15 protein-coding genes are annotated in these 17,151 nt (G+C 64.6%); 5 read left to right on the top strand and 10 right to left on the bottom strand.

Annotated features, from left to right (window positions below; translation table 11 throughout):
- Position 1: 1 nt before the first annotated feature.
- Genes ACVNHC_RS20310 through ACVNHC_RS20285 form a run of 6 tightly spaced genes read right to left on the bottom strand, consistent with a single transcriptional unit; the run spans position 2 to position 7,140 of the window.
- Positions 2-859: a hydroxymethylglutaryl-CoA lyase gene (locus ACVNHC_RS20310; RefSeq protein WP_457169088.1), complete on the bottom strand. Its 858-nt coding sequence runs from the start codon at positions 857-859 to the stop codon at positions 2-4.
- Entirely contained in the window at positions 856-2,499 is a 1,644-nt protein-coding gene (locus tag ACVNHC_RS20305; RefSeq protein WP_457169086.1) for an acyl-CoA synthetase, read from the bottom strand. The genes ACVNHC_RS20310 and ACVNHC_RS20305 overlap by 4 nt, the downstream gene beginning before the upstream one ends.
- Positions 2,489-4,483 (bottom strand): acetyl/propionyl/methylcrotonyl-CoA carboxylase subunit alpha, encoded by a 1,995-nt coding sequence (locus ACVNHC_RS20300; RefSeq protein ID WP_457169084.1) that lies wholly within the window; start codon positions 4,481-4,483, stop codon positions 2,489-2,491. The genes ACVNHC_RS20305 and ACVNHC_RS20300 overlap by 11 nt, the downstream gene beginning before the upstream one ends.
- A complete protein-coding gene (locus ACVNHC_RS20295; RefSeq protein ID WP_457169082.1) occupies positions 4,483-4,911 on the bottom strand; it encodes an ASCH domain-containing protein in 429 nt (142 codons plus the stop codon). The genes ACVNHC_RS20300 and ACVNHC_RS20295 overlap by 1 nt, the downstream gene beginning before the upstream one ends.
- A 4-nt stretch (positions 4,912-4,915) precedes the next feature.
- Entirely contained in the window at positions 4,916-6,523 is a 1,608-nt protein-coding gene (locus tag ACVNHC_RS20290; RefSeq protein WP_457169080.1) for a carboxyl transferase domain-containing protein, read from the bottom strand.
- The gene (locus tag ACVNHC_RS20285; RefSeq protein WP_457169078.1) at positions 6,511-7,140 is read right to left on the bottom strand and encodes a TetR/AcrR family transcriptional regulator; all 630 of its coding nucleotides are present in this window, start codon (positions 7,138-7,140) and stop codon (positions 6,511-6,513) included. Before ACVNHC_RS20285 ends, ACVNHC_RS20290 begins: the two co-directional genes overlap by 13 nt.
- Before the next feature lie 344 nt (positions 7,141-7,484).
- Here ACVNHC_RS20285 and ACVNHC_RS20280 point away from each other — a divergent pair, with 344 nt between their 5' ends.
- Entirely contained in the window at positions 7,485-7,868 is a 384-nt protein-coding gene (locus tag ACVNHC_RS20280; RefSeq protein WP_050473961.1) for a hypothetical protein, read from the top strand.
- A 476-nt stretch (positions 7,869-8,344) separates the two neighbouring features.
- On the opposite strand, the gene ACVNHC_RS20275 is transcribed toward ACVNHC_RS20280, so the two are convergent.
- A complete protein-coding gene (locus tag ACVNHC_RS20275) occupies positions 8,345-9,172 on the bottom strand; it encodes a lytic murein transglycosylase (RefSeq protein ID WP_055455742.1) in 828 nt (275 codons plus the stop codon).
- A 360-nt stretch (positions 9,173-9,532) separates the two neighbouring features.
- On the opposite strand from ACVNHC_RS20275, the gene ACVNHC_RS20270 reads away from it, so the two are divergent.
- The 4 genes from ACVNHC_RS20270 to ACVNHC_RS20255 all read left to right on the top strand — a co-directional run bounded on the left by ACVNHC_RS20270 (position 9,533) and on the right by ACVNHC_RS20255 (position 11,938).
- A complete protein-coding gene (locus ACVNHC_RS20270; protein ID WP_050473963.1) occupies positions 9,533-9,919 on the top strand; it encodes a hypothetical protein in 387 nt (128 codons plus the stop codon).
- A 215-nt stretch (positions 9,920-10,134) separates the two neighbouring features.
- On the top strand, positions 10,135-11,139 hold the full coding sequence (gene sppA / locus ACVNHC_RS20265) for a signal peptide peptidase SppA (protein WP_457169075.1): 1,005 nt from the start codon (positions 10,135-10,137) through the stop codon (positions 11,137-11,139).
- Complete coding sequence (locus ACVNHC_RS20260; protein WP_050473965.1) at positions 11,136-11,450, top strand: integration host factor subunit beta; 315 nt, start codon at positions 11,136-11,138, stop codon at positions 11,448-11,450. Before sppA ends, ACVNHC_RS20260 begins: the two co-directional genes overlap by 4 nt.
- A 134-nt stretch (positions 11,451-11,584) precedes the next feature.
- Entirely contained in the window at positions 11,585-11,938 is a 354-nt protein-coding gene (locus tag ACVNHC_RS20255; protein WP_050473966.1) for a LapA family protein, read from the top strand.
- A gap of 14 nt (positions 11,939-11,952) precedes the next feature.
- On the opposite strand, the gene ACVNHC_RS20250 is transcribed toward ACVNHC_RS20255, so the two are convergent.
- From ACVNHC_RS20250 to ACVNHC_RS20240, 3 genes are all read right to left on the bottom strand, one after another.
- Positions 11,953-12,594 (bottom strand): trimeric intracellular cation channel family protein, encoded by a 642-nt coding sequence (locus tag ACVNHC_RS20250; RefSeq protein ID WP_082206048.1) that lies wholly within the window; start codon positions 12,592-12,594, stop codon positions 11,953-11,955.
- Between the two features lie 90 nt (positions 12,595-12,684).
- Positions 12,685-13,620, bottom strand: a complete 936-nt coding sequence (locus ACVNHC_RS20245; protein ID WP_050473967.1) for a response regulator — start codon at positions 13,618-13,620, stop codon at positions 12,685-12,687.
- A 20-nt stretch (positions 13,621-13,640) separates the two neighbouring features.
- The gene (locus ACVNHC_RS20240) at positions 13,641-17,078 is read right to left on the bottom strand and encodes a hybrid sensor histidine kinase/response regulator (protein WP_457169072.1); all 3,438 of its coding nucleotides are present in this window, start codon (positions 17,076-17,078) and stop codon (positions 13,641-13,643) included.
- Between the last annotated feature and the right edge of the window lie 73 nt (positions 17,079-17,151).

Below are 17,151 nucleotides of genomic sequence, written 5' to 3'. Positions count from 1 at the left end.
TCTATGCGTCCTTTCTGAGCGTGCGGGCAAAGGCGGCGGCTTCTGCCAGCTTCTCCCTGTCGAGGCCGGTCTCGAAGCCCTTGTCTGCCAGCAGGGCCGCAACTGCTTCCGTCGCCACATTGCCCTTCGCGCCGGGGGCATAGGGGCAGCCGCCGAGCCCGCCGACGGCGGCATCGAACACGCGCAGGCCTTTCTCAAGGCTCACCTCGATATTGGCGAGGGCCAGCCCCTTGGTGTCGTGGTAATGCCCGGCGAGCTTCTGCGCGGGTACCTGTGCCAGCACCGCGTCCAGCATCCGGCCGATGGTGTCCGGTGTGCCTGCGCCGATGGTGTCGCCGAGGGAAATCTCGTAGCAGCCCATGGCCAGCAGCTTGGCTGCGACATCAGCCACGTTTTCCGGCGGGGTGGGGCCGTCATAGGGGCAGTCTGTGACGCAAGAGATATAGCCGCGCACCGGGATGCCGTCCTCCAGCGCCTTGTCCACCAGCGGGCGGAAGCGCTCCAGACTCTCTGCAATGGAGCAGTTGATGTTCTTGCGCGAAAAGCCTTCCGAGGCCGAGCCGAACACGGCCACCTCATCCGCCCCGGCCGCGCGGGCGGCCTCGTAGCCCTTCACGTTGGGGGTGAGGGCCGTATAGGCGGTCTGCGGCCGGCGGTGGATGCCCGCCAGCACATCGGCGGCATCGGCCATCTGCGGCACCCATTTGGGGCTGACGAAGCTGGTCACCTCGATCTTGGCAAAGCCGCAGGCGCTCAGCATGTCGACAAGGCGGATCTTGTCTGCGGTGGCAATCAGCGCCTTCTCGTTCTGCAGCCCGTCGCGGGGCCCCATTTCGAACAGGGTGACGAAACCGGTCATGACGCTTCTCCGGAGTTTTCGTTGCTTGCGCGCTGGCGCAGCTCCCGGCGGATCACCTTGCCGGTGGTGGTCATCGGCAGGGCGTCCACAAACTCCACCTCGCGGGGGTATTCGTGGGCGGCAAGGCGGGTCTTGACGAATTGGGCGATGTCACCGGCGAGGCTGTCCGAAGGCTCCACCCCGGCCTTCAGCACCACATAGGCCTTGACGATTTCCGTGCGCTGGGCGTCCGGCTTGCCGACAACGCCGGCCATGGCGACGGCGGGATGGCGCAGCAGGCAATCCTCGATCTCGCCCGGTCCGATGCGGTAGCCGGAGGAGGTGATCACGTCATCATCCCGGCCGACGAAGCGCAGCCAGCCGTCCGCATCACGCACGCCCGTGTCGCCGGTCAGCATCCAGCCGTTGATGAACTTGGCGCGGGTGGCGGCCTCGTTGTTCCAGTAGCCGAGGAACATCACCGGGTCAGGTCCGCGCACGGCGATCAGCCCCTGTTCGCCATCGGCGGCAAGTTCGCCTGTCTCCGTCACCACGTCCACGTCATGGCCGGGCACGGCGCGGCCCATGATGCCGGGGCGGGCCTCCATGACGGCGGCGCAGCTCGACACGATCATGTTGCACTCGGTCTGGCCGTAGAACTCGTTGATGGTGAGGCCGAAGACCTTGCGGCCCCAGGCGATCAGCTCGGCCCCCAGCGTCTCGCCGCCCGAGGCGACGGAGCGCAGAGCCAGTTTGTAGCGGGTCTGCGGGCTTTCCACCTGCCGCATCATCTTCAGCGCGGTGGGCGGCAGGAAGGCGTTGCGGATGTTCTGTTTTTCCATCAGCTCGAAGGCCGCTTCCCCGGTGAACTTGCGGAAGCGGCAGGCGACCACGGGGATGCCGTGATAGAGCGCGGGCATCAGCACATCGAGAAGGCCGCCGATCCAGGCCCAGTCCGCCGGGGTCCAGAACCGGTCACCGGGGCGGGGCAGGAAATCGTGGCTCATTTCCACGCCGGGCAGATGGCCCAGCAGCACCCGGTGCCCATGCAGCGCGCCCTTGGGCTGGCCGGTGGTGCCGGAGGTGTAGATGATGATGGCCGGATCTTCGGCGGCGGTGTCCACCGGGGTGAAAGCCGTCTCGTGCCCGGTCAGGGACCGTGCCAGATCCTCCGCGCCGTGATGGGCGCCGTCGATGCAGAACACGGTGGTGAGGGCGGGAAGCCTGTCCCGCAGATGCTCCAGCTTCGCCGCGCCGCCCGCATCGGTGACGAGGATCTTCACCCCCGCATTGCCCAGCCGGTATTCCAGCGCCTCTTCGCCGAAGAGGGTGAAGAGCGGAATGGTGATCGCCCCGCATTTCAGCGCGGCGATATGGGCAGCGGCGGTTTCAACGCTCTGCGGCAGCAGCACGCCCACCCGGTCACCGCGCTCAAGGCCCCGGGCGCGGAACAGGTTGGCCATGCGGTTGGACAGGGCTTTCAGCTCGCCATAGCTGACGCGGGTGGCGGTGCCGTCTTCGGCCACATAGGTGATGGCCTCGCGGTCCGGTTCTGCATCCGCCCAGCGGTCGCAGATGGCGGTGCCGATGTTGAAGCGATCGGGGATCTGCCAGCGGAAGGCCGCCCGCATGGCGTCATAGCTGTCAGCTTCAGGCAGCATCGGCGCTCTCCTGAGCAAGGGCCAGCAGCAGCGTGCCATCAGTCACCTGTTCGCCTTCGCTGACGAAGACATCGCCAATCACCCCGTCACGCGGGGCGGTGAGCGTGTGCTCCATCTTCATGGCTTCCAGGATCAGCAGCGGCTCGCCGCGTGTCACGGCCTGCCCTTTGGCGGCGGTCAGCACCTTCACCAGCCCCGGCATCGGGGCAATCAGCCGGTCACCGGCGGCATCGCCCTCATCCTCGCCGGACAGCATGTCGGCGCGGGTGAATTCGAAGGCCTCGCCGCCGTGGAAGACGGAGATGGCCGCGCCCATATCGGCAATGCGCGCCTTGTCCCGGTGGCCGCCCGCATCAAAGCGGATGGTGCCGTCTTCCACATGGGTGATCTCGATCTCCAGAACGCTGTCCGCCACATGGGCGGCAAAGCGGCTGCGGCCAAGGCTGTGCACCTCGACTTCAAGCCGCGTGCCCTTGTGATCGAGCACGGCAAACTGGCGCGCTGCGCTCCAGGCCCGCCAGCCGCTCAGCCGCTCCCACGGGTCCTGCCCGGTGGCTGGGCGCGTCAGGCCAAGGCTGGTGAGGGCGGCAAGCGCCAGAACCACGGGTGGTGTGCCGGGCCTTGCGGTCAGCGCTTCCTGATCGCGGCCAATGAGGCCGGTGTCCACGTCTCCGGCGGCAAAGCCCTCGTGGCGGCACAGGGCGGCGAGGAAGGCGGCATTGGTGACGGAGCCCGCCACTTCCGTTGCCTCAAGGGCTGCCAGCAGCCGCGCCAGCGCCGTCTTGCGGTCCGGGCCGTGGACGATGATCTTGGCGATCATCGGATCATACCAGGGGGTGATCGTGTCGCCCTGCCGCACGCCGGAATCAACGCGGGCCATGTCTTCCGGCAGGCGCAGATGGGTCAGCGTGCCGGTGGCCGGCAGGAAGCCGCGTTCCGCATCCTCCGCATAAAGCCGCGCTTCGAAGGCCCAGCCGTGGATGGCCAGCTGGTCCTGCGTCAGGGGCAGGGGCTCGCCATTCGCCACCTTCAGCTGCCATTCCACCAGATCCTGCCCGGTAATCAGTTCCGTCACCGGATGTTCCACCTGCAGGCGGGTGTTCATCTCCATGAAGTAGAACCGGTCCTGCGACAGGCCTTCCGACACATCGGCGATGAATTCGATCGTGCCTGCCCCGCAATAGCCGATGGCCTGCGCGGCCTTGACGGCGGCAGCGCCCATGGCGGCGCGCATGTCCTCCGGCATGCCGGGGGCAGGGGCTTCTTCGATCACCTTCTGGTGGCGGCGCTGCAGCGAGCAGTCGCGCTCGAACAGATGCACCACATTGCCCAGGCTGTCGCCGAAGACCTGAATTTCGATGTGGCGGGGCTTGGTCAGATATTTCTCGATCAGCACCCGCGGATCGCCGAAGCTCGCCGCGCCCTCGCGCTGCGCGCCCTCCAGAGCCGCGCGGAAATCCTCGCGCCGGTCCACCCGGCGCATGCCCTTGCCACCGCCGCCTGCGCGCGCCTTGATCAGCACGGGATAGCCGATCCCGTCAGCGCGCTCCTGAAGGAAATCCGCGTCCTGATTGTCGCCGTGATAGCCAGGCACCACCGGCACCCCGGCCTTTTCCATCAGTGCCTTTGCGGCATCCTTCAGCCCCATGGCACGGATGGCGCTGGCGCTGGGGCCGATGAAGGCAATGCCGGCCGCTTCCAGCGCCTCGACGAAATCCGGGTTCTCCGACAGGAAACCATAGCCCGGATGCACCGCTTCTGCGCCCGACTGGCGGCAGATCTCGATGATGCGCTCCGCCTTGAGATAGCTTTCCGCCACCGGTGCCGGACCCAGCCGCCAGGCCTCGTCCGCCATGGCCACATGCTGCGCGCCCGCATCCGCATCCGAATAGACCGCGATAGTGCGGACACCAAGCCTGCGCGCCGTCTTGATCACCCGGCAGGCAATTTCGCCACGGTTGGCAATGAGGATTTTTCTGAACATCACTGTGCCTCCCCGGCGAGATCTTCAACGACACGGAACCGCTCGCAGACGAGTTCCATCTCTGGCGAAAAGCCGCCGTTGCGCTCGAAATAGGCCCCATGATCCCGCTGCCAGCCGGCCAGATCATCATTTTCCCCCTCGCTGAGGGCGAATTCGGCCTCAACATCGCAGAAGCGCCGGATCGTGACGGAGCTGGTTTCGATGACGATGGCAGGCGTGCCGTCCCAGTTGAGGACAATGTCGCGGCGTCCGGCCACCGGCAACGGCTCTCCGCCTTCCGTGAAGTCCCGCAATGCAGCGCAGGTGCCTGTCTTGCGGCCGCTGCGCACCAGGGCGATCAGCTCCGCCGACAGGCGCTCACTGTCGCCGAACTTGAATGTCACGGCGCCGGGATACTTGGCTTGCAGATCATCCAGTGTCTGGGTCATGGCATCACATCCGGAACAGGCCGAAGCGGGTGTCTTCGATCGGGGCGTTGAGGGCGGCGGAGAGGGAGAGGGCGAGGATCTCGCGGGTCTTGCGCGGATCGATGATGCCGTCGTCCCACAGCCGCGCCGAGGCATAGAGCGGGTGGCCCTGCGCCTCGAACTGGTCGATGACCGGCTGCTTGAAGGCCTTTTCCTCGTCTGCGGACCAGCTGCCGCCCTTGCGCTCGATGCCCTCGCGCCGGACGGTGGCCAGCACGCCGGCAGCCTGCTCACCGCCCATCACCGAAATGCGGGAGTTGGGCCAGGTCCACAGGAAGCGGGGCGAATAGGCGCGGCCGCACATGCCGTAATTGCCCGCCCCGAAGGAGCCGCCGACCAGCATGGTGATCTTCGGCACGGAGGTGGTGGCCACAGCCGTCACCAGCTTGGCGCCATCCTTGGCGATGCCGCCGCTTTCATACTTCCGGCCAACCATGAAGCCGGTGATGTTCTGCAGGAACACGAGCGGGATCTTGCGCTGGGAGCAAAGCTCGACGAAATGCGCGCCCTTGACCGCGCTTTCGGAGAAGAGCACGCCGTTGTTGGCAATGATGCCCACGGGCATGCCGTAGATATGGGCAAAGCCGCAGACCAGCGTCGTGCCGTAGCGGGCCTTGAATTCATCGAAGCGCGAGCCGTCGGTGATGCGGGCGATCACCTCGCGGATGTCATAGGGCGTCTTCAGATCCGCCGGAACCACGCCGAAGATTTCCTCCGGATCATAAAGCGGATCTTCCGGGCTCTGCAGGTCGAGGTGCACCCGTTTGGTGCGGTTGAGATTGGCCACCGCCCGGCGGGCCAGGGCCAGCGCATGGGCGTCGTCCCGGGCGAGGTGATCGGCCACACCGGAGAGGCGCGTGTGCACGTCGCCCCCGCCAAGGTCTTCCGCGCTCACCTCCTCACCCGTCGCCGCCTTCACCAGCGGGGGGCCTGCGAGGAAGATGGTGCCCTGATTGCGCACGATGATGGTTTCATCGCTCATGGCCGGGACATAGGCCCCGCCAGCGGTGCAGGAGCCCATCACCACGGCGATCTGGGCAATGCCGCGTGCGGACATGTTGGCCTGATTGAAGAAGATGCGGCCGAAATGGTCGCGGTCGGGGAACACTTCGTCCTGGTTCGGCAGGTTGGCGCCGCCCGAATCCACCAGATAGACGCACGGCAGGTTGTTCTCGGCGGCAATCTCCTGCGCCCGCAGGTGCTTCTTCACCGTCATGGGATAGTAGGTGCCGCCCTTCACCGTCGCGTCATTGGCGACGATCATCACTTCCCGGCCCTCGACACGGCCAATGCCGGCGATGACGCCCGCCGAAGGGGAGGCGTTGTCATAGAGCCCATGGGCGGCGAAAAGGCCGACTTCCAGAAAGGGCGAGCCGGGATCGAGCAGGCGCGAGACGCGCTCGCGCGGCAGGATCTTGCCACGTGAGGCATGGCGGGCGCGGGCTTCCGAGCCGCCGCCTTCAAAGGCCGCTTCCGCTGCCCGGCGCACCTCTTCAAGGGCCGCTTCATGCGCCTTGCGGTTCTTCTCGAAAACCTCGCCGCGTGTGGCCGCGTTCGATTTCAGGATGCCCATTGTCTCCCGGCTCCTCTCCCTCCGGTGACGCTTGCGGTCACCATGTCCAGATAGATGGTTTCGATGTCGGCCTTGGAGAGCCTGCCGCCCTCCCGGTACCAGGTGCCAAGGCCGGTCAGCATGGCGATGATGGCGCGGGTGGCCACCTGCGGCTCGCTGACGGCAAAGCTGCCCGCCTGCGCACCGCGCTTCAGAATGTCCGTCAGGATCGCCTCGTACCGCTGGCGCAGATGCTCGACGGCCTGAAAGTTATCCGGCTCCAGATTGCGGAGCTCCATGTAGGAGACAAACACCGCATCGGTGCGCGCCAGATGGTAGCGGATGTGAAAGCGGGTGAAGCGCTCCAGCGCCGCATCCGGACTTTCGCCGGGCTCTGCTGCGGCGCAATTTTCGTCCCAGGCTTCAAGCAGTGCCTGCATGTGGCTGACCATCAGGTCGCGCAGGATGTCCTGCTTGGTGGGGAAATGATTGTAGAGCGCACCGGGCTGGACGCCGACGGCAGCCGCGATCTGGCGCATGGAAACGGCGGCGTAGCCCTCGCGCGCAAACAGCCGCAGCGCAGCCTCGCGCACGCGCTCTGCCGTTTCCTCGCCCCTGGCTCCCACCGTGCGTGCCATGCCTGTTTCCTCCCTCCTTTAAAATAAATGAACGATCATTCATTTGCAAGTGCAGCTGATGGAGGGCACGACCATGGCGTCTGCAGGAAATGATGGGGGCGTGAAACTTGGTATAAGACAGGGTTCTCCGTAGTTTTCCGCAGGTGTTGCAATTTTTCTGCGTGCGCTTAATGCATTGAAATTCAATTAAAAATCCGGACACGCAACCGCGTGTATAATCTCAGGTTGCTGCGGGAGGACTTATTTTGGTCCGGTTGCCCTTGTCCGTTTTGCCGATTGCCGCTAGGCCGTGGCCGTTTTCACAAGCCATGCGTGCAGACTTGCCGCGATAACGGAGGCGAACCTTGAAGAAGATACTGACTGCGCTTGTTGTAGGCCTGACCCTTGCCGGCTGCGCATCTTCCGGCAATCAAAGTCTCAGGAACGAGACGGAGGCGAGCGTCTCCGCCAAGCTGACCGAAGGCAAGACGACGCGCAGCGAGGTGCAGCAGATGTTCGGCTCGCCCTATCAGACGAGCTTCACCTCCGAGGGCGAAGAGATCTGGACCTACCAGCTCGACAACCTGCAGGCTGATGCGGTGAACTTCATCCCCGTGGTCGGTGCGCTGGGTACGTCCCACTCGGGCAAGCGCAAGCAGCTTGTCGTCCTGTTCAACAGCAAGAACATCGTCCGCCGCTATTCGATGACCGATTCCGACGTCTCGGTGAAGACGGGCGTCTTCCGGTAAGACTATGCCCTGAACTCAAAAGTCACGGCAGGAGTGAACTGAACCCATGAATTTGGATGGTTCATAGACTGGGCCGATTTAAGGACTGGGTCCTGTACTGCAAAGGGCTCAGTCCTTCGAGTTTCGTCTTGCCATGGCCCGGCCATGGCATCCATTCCGTGACCGTGCAGCCGCTCTGAATGCTCGCGTCCTTTCACTGCTCCGGTGTCTGGAGATGCAAGGGTATGGATGCCATGGTCAAGTCATGGCATGATGGAAGAGGGCATGTGAAACCCAAAGGGCGTGCCCATCCGGCACGCCCTCAGACTGCTGACAAACCTTCGGCCTCTCCATCGTCATCCTCGGCCTTGTGCCGAGGATCTATACAAATCAATGTCTTGTAGATGGCTGGGACAAGCCCGGCCATGACGAAAGAGGAGAACACTTGCTTTGTCATCGACCTCAGGGCGCCCCCATCCGGCGCGCCCTTTGGCTTTTTATTCGACGAGCTGTTCAGCCATCACGCCGATGGTCTGGACATAGACCTCGGCCTTGTTCCATTCCCGCAGAACTTCGTGGTTCGGCGTGCCGGGAGCCCAGCTTTCACCGGCGCGCCAGCCCTTCTGCTTGAGATAGTTGGCGGTGGAGGCCAGCACGTCCGGGATGGAGCGGATCAGGTCGCGCTTGCCGTCCCGGTCATAGTCGACGGCGTAGTTGAGATAGGAGCTGGCGAGGAACTGGGTCTGGCCGAGTTCTCCCGCCCAGGCGCCGCGCATGTCCTCGCGCACCTTGTCGCCGTTTTCGATGATCTTGAGGGCCGAGACCAGCTCGCGGGTGAAGAATTCCGAACGGCGGCAGTCATAGGATAGGGTCGCCAGCGAGCGCACCACATCCATCTTGCCCGAGTTGGCACCATAGCCCGTTTCGAGGCCCCAGATGGCGATGATGATCTGCGGCGGCACGCCGAAGTCCTGCTGGATGCGCTCGAACAGCCCGGCATATTGGGCATGCAGCTGCCGGCCCCGGTTGATCAGCGCCTTGTTGACGCGGCGCTGGTAGAATTCCTCGAAGCTGAGCTTGAAGGACCGCTGCCCCCGGTCGAGTTTGATCACCTGCGGATCATAGGTCACGCCCTCAAGGGCGTTTGCCACCGTGTAGGCCTTCAGCCCATGACGGGCCGGGGCTTCCTGCTTGAAGGCTGCAATCCAGGCATTGAAACCGGAGGCATCATTGCCGCAGGCGGCCGCCCGGGCGGGCGTCGCCGTCAGGGCAGGGGCGAAGGATGCAGTCAGGGAAAGGGCAAGAGCGCAAAGCAGCTTGCGCATGGCGGGCACTCCCGGATGACCCGGCGGCACAGAAGCCGGGCATGTGTGATGGGTAAAACCGAAGGGTGGATGATTCGTGATGACTCCTGCCCTTCGAGTTAGCTGGCTTGCCTTCGTTTCCCCCGGTTCGTCAAGGGAAAGCGGGCGTTAAATGCCGTTTCAGCCGGCGGTCCCACGCGGTTGTGACCGGACGTGAACCTTCAGAGGCTTCAGGCGGCAGGATGTGATAGCGCAAGCCAATCGGCCGGAATGTGATGCAGACCACGGTTTTGGTCCGGCAACAGGCGCATGCCATCTCCATGGGGGCGGGCTGCAGGGCCGTGAAGGCGCTGGAGCGGCTTTGGATCAAGGAACAGACCCATGCGAGGCATTTCCTTCTGGTTCTTCATTTCCGCCATGTTCTATGGCGTGGGCAGCATCATCTTCGGCATTCAGATGTCCGCAGGTCAGGGGGCAGGCTTTGCCACCGCCAATGTGCAGCTGACCCTGCTCGGCTTTCTGACGATGACGCTCTTCGGGCTCTACTACAACGCCGTGCCGCAGGCGGCCCATTCCCGGCTGGCGCGGCTGCATTTTGTCGCAGCAACCATCGGCATGTGGCTGATGATCCCCGGCGTTGCGATTGCCATCGAGGATGGCAACCTCTTGCTGGCGATGACAGGCTCGGCCGTCATGGCCCTCTCCATGGTGCCTTTCGTCATGATCCTGCGCCGCCTGCGCCGGATTGCGGCTCATGCGGCCGGTTGAGGCGCCGCGCCGTCAGCCTCAAGCAAGGCAGAAATCTTAACTCAAGGCCGGGGTCCGGCTGTCCCCGGCCTTCCGCATCGGCGCTCCGGGGCAGAGAGTCAGGCAGGCAGAATGTCTCTTCCGCTGCCAATGATTTGACCTTGCAGCCTATTTGGGCTTTTCATCGCAGCGCAGGCTGTGTAGCCATGAAGGCCGTTGACCGTGGAGCGTGACAGATGTCCCTGGATGCCGAAGCCATAACCGACCGCCGGAGGCTCCGCCGCAAGCTCGTGTTCTGGCGCGTTGCAGCCTTTCTCATCCTGGCGGCCGCCCTCATCTCAGGCCTCATTGCTCTTGGCGGCGGTTTCAATGCGGAGCGCAGCAAGCCGCACATTGCGCGCATTCCCATCGAAGGCGTGATCATGGAGGACCGCGACCAGCTCAAGCTGATCCGGGAAATCGGCGAGAACAAGAGAGTCGCCGGTGTGATCATTTCCATCAATTCGCCCGGCGGCAGCACCACGGGCGGCGAGGCGCTTTATCAGGCGCTCCATGAGCTGTCCAAGAAGAAGCCGGTGGTCGCGGAAATCCGCACGGTTGGCGCCTCGGCCGGATACATGGTGGCTCTGGCCAGCGATCACATCGTCGCGCGGCACAATTCCATTACCGGTTCCATCGGCGTGCTGTTCCAGTTCGGCAATGCAGAGAAACTGCTGGATATGGTCGGGGTGAAGATGGATGCGGTGAAAAGCGCGCCGATGAAGGCCGAGCCCGATTTCTATTCCGATCCCTCGCCCGAAACCCGTGACATGCTGGCGCTTCTGGTGGGCGACAGCTACGACTGGTTCGTCAAGCTGGTGGCTGAGCGGCGCAAGCTGAGCCCGGAGGCGGCCCGTGCCGTGGCCGATGGCAGCATCGTCACCGGCTTCCGGGCGCAGGAGCGCAAGCTGGTAGATGCGATCGGCGGCGAGGCGGCAGCCATCGCCTGGCTGGAGAAGGAAAAGGGTGTCGCCAGGGATCTTCCGGTCGTCACCTGGAAGGTGCCCGATGAGCGCAGCCGCCTGCCGTTTGCGGCACGGATGTCGCAAGGTATCGGTGAAGGGGCCGCCAAGGCGCTGATTGAGGGCGTTTCAGAGGCTAAGGGATTGATTTCTCCAAGCCTTACGCTTGACGGGCTCGTGTCTGTTTGGCAGGCTCCCGGGGGTGTGCCGGGTGGTCAGGAACAAGGGAGCGGGGAATGATCAAGTCCGAGCTTGTGCAGCGCATCGCGGAACAGAACCCGCATCTCTATCAGCGCGACGTCGAGAACATCGTCAACGCGATCCTTGACGAGATCACCGAGGCGCTGATGCGCGGTGACCGTGTGGAATTGCGCGGCTTTGGCGCCTTTTCCGTCAAGAACCGCCCGGCCCGTGTCGGCCGCAATCCGCGCACGGGGCAGAAGGTCGAGGTGGACGAGAAATACGTTCCCTTCTTCAAGACCGGCAAGGAAATGCGTGAACGCCTGAATGATGGCGTCGATCACGGCGAAGATAGCGACGACGAAGACTGACCGCCGCGCAGCCAAGGCAGTTCCAGCAAAGGCGGAGACCGGTTTTGTGTCCGCACTTGCGTGAAGACAAAGACCCAAGAGCATTGCAGGCGGAGCCGTTTGCGCCGGACATGCTCTAGAAAAAGGCAGGGCCCGTGACCCGGTTTCTCAAGAACCTGATCCTTGTTGCCATCGCCCTTGTGGTGGTGCCGCTGTCTGTGGCCAACCGGCACGGGGTCGATCTTTCGCTGAACCCCTTTGATCCGCAGGATCCGCGCCTGACGCTGACCGGCGTGCCGCTGTTCTGGGTGATTTTTGCCGCCATTCTGGTGGGCATCGTCATCGGCGGGCTTGGGGCCTGGGCAAAGCAGGGCCGCTGGCGCCGCGAGGCGCGCGTCAAGCGCTCCGAGGCCGACAAGTGGCACAAGGAAGCCGACAAGCTGCGGGCCGAGGCCGAGCAGTCCTCGCCGTCCCGCGCCCTTCCCGGTCCGGGCAGCCGCGCTGCCTGAGACCGGCGCAAAAATCAGGATTTCGGTGCGGAATAGCCCGGCAGCGTCCAGCCCCTGAGAATGGCGCCGCCCCGGATGATGAAGGCTGCGAGCGCACCGATGATGGCCGCGGGCCAGAGCGAGAAGCCGACCAGCGTCAGCACCACGAAGACGGCCGCGCCGGTAAAGGCAGCGGTGACATAGATCTCCGGCTTGGCAATGGCGGTCGGGTCGCCGGCGACAACGTCACGCAGGATGCCGCCGAACGTGGCGGTGGAGGCCCCCAGCAGGATGGCGACGAGCGGCATGTGATCGACCGCCATGGATTTGGCCGCCCCCATCACGCAATAGGCGGCAAGGCCGATGGCATCGGCCCAGCGCAGCGGTTTGCCCCAGCTTTCGACGATATGCGCGCCGAACCACATCAGCACGCTGACGCCAAAGCAGACCAGCAGGTAGCCTTCCGATTTGGTCCAGAACACGGGCACGCCGAGGATCAGGTCACGCAAGGTGCCGCCGCCGACGCCGGTCATGGTGGCGAAAAACAGGAAGGCGATGAAGTCCATGCCCTTGCGCGAGGCGACGATGGCGCCGGTCACGGCAAAGACGGCAACGCCCACATAATCGAGCACCATCAGCACGTTGAGCAGCGTTTCGGGGGCCTTGTCGAACATCATGAGCCGGTCACCTTCTTCTTGCCGGGGCGAAAAGCCGCCTGCAATCGAAGCTTCTCTAGTCCAGATCGGTGCTTGCGTGCAATCGCGCTGCTACAGCTCGCTCATGGCTTCGGCGGCCTTTACGGCGGCGGAGGCGCGGTTTTCGACGCCGAGCTTCACGTAGATCTGCTCCAGATGCTTGTTCACCGTGCGCGGTGACAGGCCGAGAATTTCGCCGATGTCCTTGTTGGCCTTGCCACGGGCGATCCACAGCAGCACCTCCGCCTCGCGGGCGGTGAGGCCGAAGCGGGTGCGCAGGCCATCGGTCTGGCCTGCCTCGTCGCCGCCCGTCAGGCGGAAGAGATATTCATCCGGGCCGACGGCGCCCAGATAGGTGAAATCAAGCTTCTGCCCCGGCGCCCCCATGAAGGAGGTGGAGCGGCTGCCGCCCATCTGGCCTGCCATCTGACTGGGGCTGCCAAGCCAGGCGCCCAGATGCTGGCTGATGAGGGGGAGCACATCGCTGCCCACACGGCCGGCGAAATGGCTCAGCGCGGTGCGGGCCTGCGGGGTGGCCCATTTCACGCTGCCGGTTGAGGTGACCGCCATCAGGTGCCGCCCGGCGGCATCCAGCGCGATGCGGGCGCTTTGCACCTGCCGGGCATTGGCCAGATGCACGCGGATACGGGCCTGCAGCTCATCGAGATTGATTGGCTTTGTGAGAAAATCCACGCCGCCGCTTTCCAGTGCATGCACCACATGCTCGGTTTCGCTGAGGCCGGTCATGAAGATCACCGGCACATGCGCCAGCTCCGGCATGGCCTTCAGCTGCCGGCAGGTTTCGAAGCCGTCCGGTTGCGGCATCACCGCGTCCATCAGCACCATGTCGGGTGTGATGCGCCCGGCAATGGTGAGGGCTGCCGTGCCGGAGGTCGCAACCAGAACAGTCACGCCCGAGGCCTCCAGCGCCTTCGTCAGAAAGCCGAGGGTTTCGGGGGAATCATCCACCACAAGAACGATGTCGCGCTGGGCAGGGGCTTCAGTCATACGGCCTCACGCAGCTTGTTTCAGTCATGGGGCTGGACCTCTTCCAGAATTGTTCTGTAGCCGGCAAAATCGAACTGCTCCAGCCGCTCGCGCAGGGCGGCGACGAGGGGCGCATTGCCCGCCTCCCGGCCCAACTCGCTCAGTTTCGCCTCGATGCCATGCACATAGCCGATATCGCCAAGATCCATCAGGTCGCGCAAGTGGCCAGGGCCGGGACTGGTGTAAATTGCGGGCGCCGTCTCCCGCTGCGGGTCTGCCTGAGGCAGGATGATGGGCAGGGAAAGGGCGGCCTGCGGCTCCGGGGCAGGTGCGGCCGGTGCGCCATAACGCCAGACGAGGCCGGGCAGGCGGCCGAGACGGTCGAGAAGCTGGGCCATGTCCACGGGCTTGGCCAGTGTGTCGTCATGGGCAGGCTCGCCGGTGGGGCGCAGGGCCGTGTCGCCGATATTGGCCGAAAGCATGACGATGCGCCCCTTGTAGCCGCGATGGCGCAGGGCGGCTGCCACTTCCCAGCCGTTGAGGCCGGGCATGGAAATATCGGCCAGCACCAGATCCGGGGCCAGTTCCAGCGTGAGGTCTATGCCCTCCTGCCCGTTTTCCGCCGTCAGCACGATGAAGCCGAGTGGCGCCAGCATTTCGCGCATGAGGGCACGGTGGTCGCCATTGTCGTCGATGACGAGGATGGACCGGCGCGGCCCCTCATAGCCGCGCACCAGCCGGTCGGCGGCAAGCGCGGGCGCGGGGCCATTGAGGGCTGCCAGCATCAGCCGCACGGTGAAGGTGCTGCCCTTGCCCTGTTCACTCGTGACGTCAATGGAGCCGCCCAGCGTCTGTGCCAGAAGCTTGGTGATGGTCAGCCCGAGGCCGAGCCCCGGCGTGCGGTGTACGGCTTCACTGCTGCCGCGGCCAAAGGGCTCGAAGATGCGCTCCAGATCTTCCGGCGCAATGCCGCGGCCCGTATCGGTGATGCGGAAGGTGGCGACCTGCGAGCGGTAGGCAACGTCCAGCCGGATCTGGCCCTTGTCCGTGAACTTGATGGCATTGGACAGGAGATTGACGAGGATCTGGCGCAGGCGCTTTTCGTCGGTGCGGACCAGCGCGGGCAGGTTCGGCGCGCGGGAGAACTCGAAGCCGAGCCCGGCGGCTTGCGCCTGCAGCCGCACCATGGCGACAATCTGGTCCAGAAACTCGTGGATGTTGACCGTATCCGTGCTGACCTGCAGGCGCCCGGCTTCGATGCGGGAAATGTCAAGCAGGCCGTCGATGAGGCCGGACAGATGCTCGGCGCTGCGGCGGATGACCTGAATGCTGGCCTTGCGTTCGCGCGGGATGGCCTCGTCCCGCTCCAGCACCTGCGCATAGCCGAGCACCGCATTGAGCGGGGTGCGCAATTCGTGGCTGAGGCCGATGACATAGCGGCTCTTGGCGTGGTTCGCCGCTTCCGCCGCCTCCTTGGCGCGCTGCAGGGCGGCGTCCGTCTTGCGGTGCGCCTCGATTTCCTGCAGCAGCAGGGTGTTCTGGCGGGCGGATTCTTCTTCCGCCACCCGGCGTGTGTCATGGGCGAGCACCAGAAACCAGACGCCGATGCCGGCGGCAATGGCGAAGACCACGAAGATCAGCGCGATGATCTGCCCCGGCGCCAGGTTTTCCTGCGGGCTGTGCACCATGGACTGATTGTAGATGATGGTGAGGATGAGGCCGATGCCGGCGATGACCAGCACCGATGTGGTGAGATAGCGGCCAAGGCGGGTGCCGAGCTTTTCCATCACCCAGGCGGGCAGGGCGGCTGCTGCGACCGTTTTCGTCTGATAGGCCAGCCGCGCCTTCGGCTTGCAGCTGTCGCCGCAGCGGGCATCCAGCGTGCAGCAGAGCGAGCAGATCGGCACCTGATAGGCCGGGCAATAGGCCATGTCCTCCGGCTCGAACGGGTTCTCGCAGACCGAGCAGGTGATGGCGGTGCGGGACTGCCAGTGGCGGCGCGGCTTGCGGGCCAGATAATATTTGCCCTTCGTGCCCCAGGCGATGAGCGGGGCGAAGACGAAAGGCAGGACAAAGGCGATGAAGGTGGCCAGCGCCGCCGCCGTGACGCCGAAAATGCCGTAATGGGCGAGAAGCGCAATCAGCGCCGCCCCGCCCATGGCCCCTGTGCCGACCGGATTGATGTCATAGAGATGGGCACGCTTGAACTCGATGCCCGGCGGGGCAAGGCCCAGCGGCTTGTTGATGAAGAGATCGGCGGAAATCGCCGACAGCCAGGCCATGGCGATGATGGAGAAGACGCCCAGCGTCTCCTCCAGCAGGGCATAGATGCCCAGTTCCATCAGCAGGAGCGCAATGCCGACATTGAACACCAGCCAGACCACCCGGCCCGGATGGCTGTGGGTCAGGCGGGAGAAGAAATTCGACCAGGCCAGCGACCCGGCATAGGCATTCATCACGTTGATCTTGAGCTGCGCCACCACCACGAAGGCGGCCATCAGCAGAATGGCGGCCTGTTCGGACGGCAGCATGTAGCCGAAGGCGACCGCATACATGCGTGACGGCTGGTCCGCCTCGCTTGCCGGAATGCCGGAGGAGAGCACCAGAACGGCAAGGAAGGAGCCGGCCAGCAGCTTCGGCAGGCCGATGACCACCCAGCCGGGGCCGGCCAGAAACAGGGCAAAGCGGCGCAGCGGCGACAGGTTTTCCTTCGCCGGCAGAAAGCGCAGGAAGTCCACCTGCTCGCCGATCTGCGCCATCAGCGCCAGCACCACGGCAGCGGCGGCCCCGAATTGCAAGAGGTCCACCGGATTGGAATAGGCTTCCCGGGGCGCGCCGGAGGCCGGGTCAATGCCGGCAAAGCCGAGCCAGACGCCCACCGCCTGCCAGTCCGTCAGCGCAATGAAAATGAAGGGCAGGATGTTGAGAACGATCCAGAAGGGCTGGGTCAGAAGCTGGAAGCGGCTGATCAGGGTGATGCCATGGGTGACCAGCGGGATCACCGCCACGGCGCTGAGGATGTAGCCGATCCACAGGGGTATACCGAAGGCATATTCGAGGGCGCTCGACATGATCGAGGCCTCAATGGCGAAGAGGATGAAGGTGAAGCTGGCGTAGATCAGCGATGTCAGGGTGGAGCCGATGTAACCGAAACCGGCGCCGCGCGTCAGCAGGTCGATGTCCACTCCGTGGCGCGTGGCATAGCGGGCGATGGGCAGGCCGACGAAAAGCAGCACGGCACAGCCTGCCAGAATGGCGGCAAAGGCATTGGCGGTGCCGTAGGACAGGGTGATGGCCCCGCCAATTGCCTCCAGCGCCAGAAAGGAAATCGCACCGCTGGCCGTGTGCGAGATGGCGCGGCTGGAAAAGCGCCGGGCGCTCTTGGCCGTGAAGCGCAGCGCATAGTCTTCCAGGGTCTGGTTGTTGACCCATTGATTGTAATGCCGGCGCACCGGCAGGATGCGCTGACGCGCTGTCATCTCTGCCCGTTTCTGGCCAGTCTGTGCCCGCTATCTGCCCAAGAAATAAGCATCCGCCCTCCGCGGCTGCACC

Source organism: Pannonibacter sp. Q-1, from assembly GCF_054073275.1.
The sequence above is the reverse complement of the archived record's forward strand: the minus strand, read 5'-3'. Positions and strand labels throughout refer to the sequence as shown.

Coding starts and splice junctions, on each gene's coding strand:
- ACVNHC_RS20310 (WP_457169088.1), bottom strand. CDS start 859: ATGACCGGTTTCGTCACCCTGTTCGAAATGGGGCCCCGCGACGGGCTG.
- ACVNHC_RS20305 (WP_457169086.1), bottom strand. CDS start 2,499: ATGCTGCCTGAAGCTGACAGCTATGACGCCATGCGGGCGGCCTTCCGC.
- ACVNHC_RS20300 (WP_457169084.1), bottom strand. CDS start 4,483: ATGTTCAGAAAAATCCTCATTGCCAACCGTGGCGAAATTGCCTGCCGG.
- ACVNHC_RS20295 (WP_457169082.1), bottom strand. CDS start 4,911: ATGACCCAGACACTGGATGATCTGCAAGCCAAGTATCCCGGCGCCGTG.
- ACVNHC_RS20290 (WP_457169080.1), bottom strand. CDS start 6,523: ATGGGCATCCTGAAATCGAACGCGGCCACACGCGGCGAGGTTTTCGAG.
- ACVNHC_RS20285 (WP_457169078.1), bottom strand. CDS start 7,140: ATGGCACGCACGGTGGGAGCCAGGGGCGAGGAAACGGCAGAGCGCGTG.
- ACVNHC_RS20275 (WP_055455742.1), bottom strand. CDS start 9,172: ATGCGCAAGCTGCTTTGCGCTCTTGCCCTTTCCCTGACTGCATCCTTC.
- ACVNHC_RS20270 (WP_050473963.1), top strand. CDS start 9,533: ATGCGAGGCATTTCCTTCTGGTTCTTCATTTCCGCCATGTTCTATGGC.
- sppA (WP_457169075.1), top strand. CDS start 10,135: ATGTCCCTGGATGCCGAAGCCATAACCGACCGCCGGAGGCTCCGCCGC.
- ACVNHC_RS20260 (WP_050473965.1), top strand. CDS start 11,136: ATGATCAAGTCCGAGCTTGTGCAGCGCATCGCGGAACAGAACCCGCAT.
- ACVNHC_RS20250 (WP_082206048.1), bottom strand. CDS start 12,594: ATGATGTTCGACAAGGCCCCCGAAACGCTGCTCAACGTGCTGATGGTG.
- ACVNHC_RS20245 (WP_050473967.1), bottom strand. CDS start 13,620: ATGACTGAAGCCCCTGCCCAGCGCGACATCGTTCTTGTGGTGGATGAT.
- ACVNHC_RS20240 (WP_457169072.1), bottom strand. CDS start 17,078: ATGACAGCGCGTCAGCGCATCCTGCCGGTGCGCCGGCATTACAATCAA.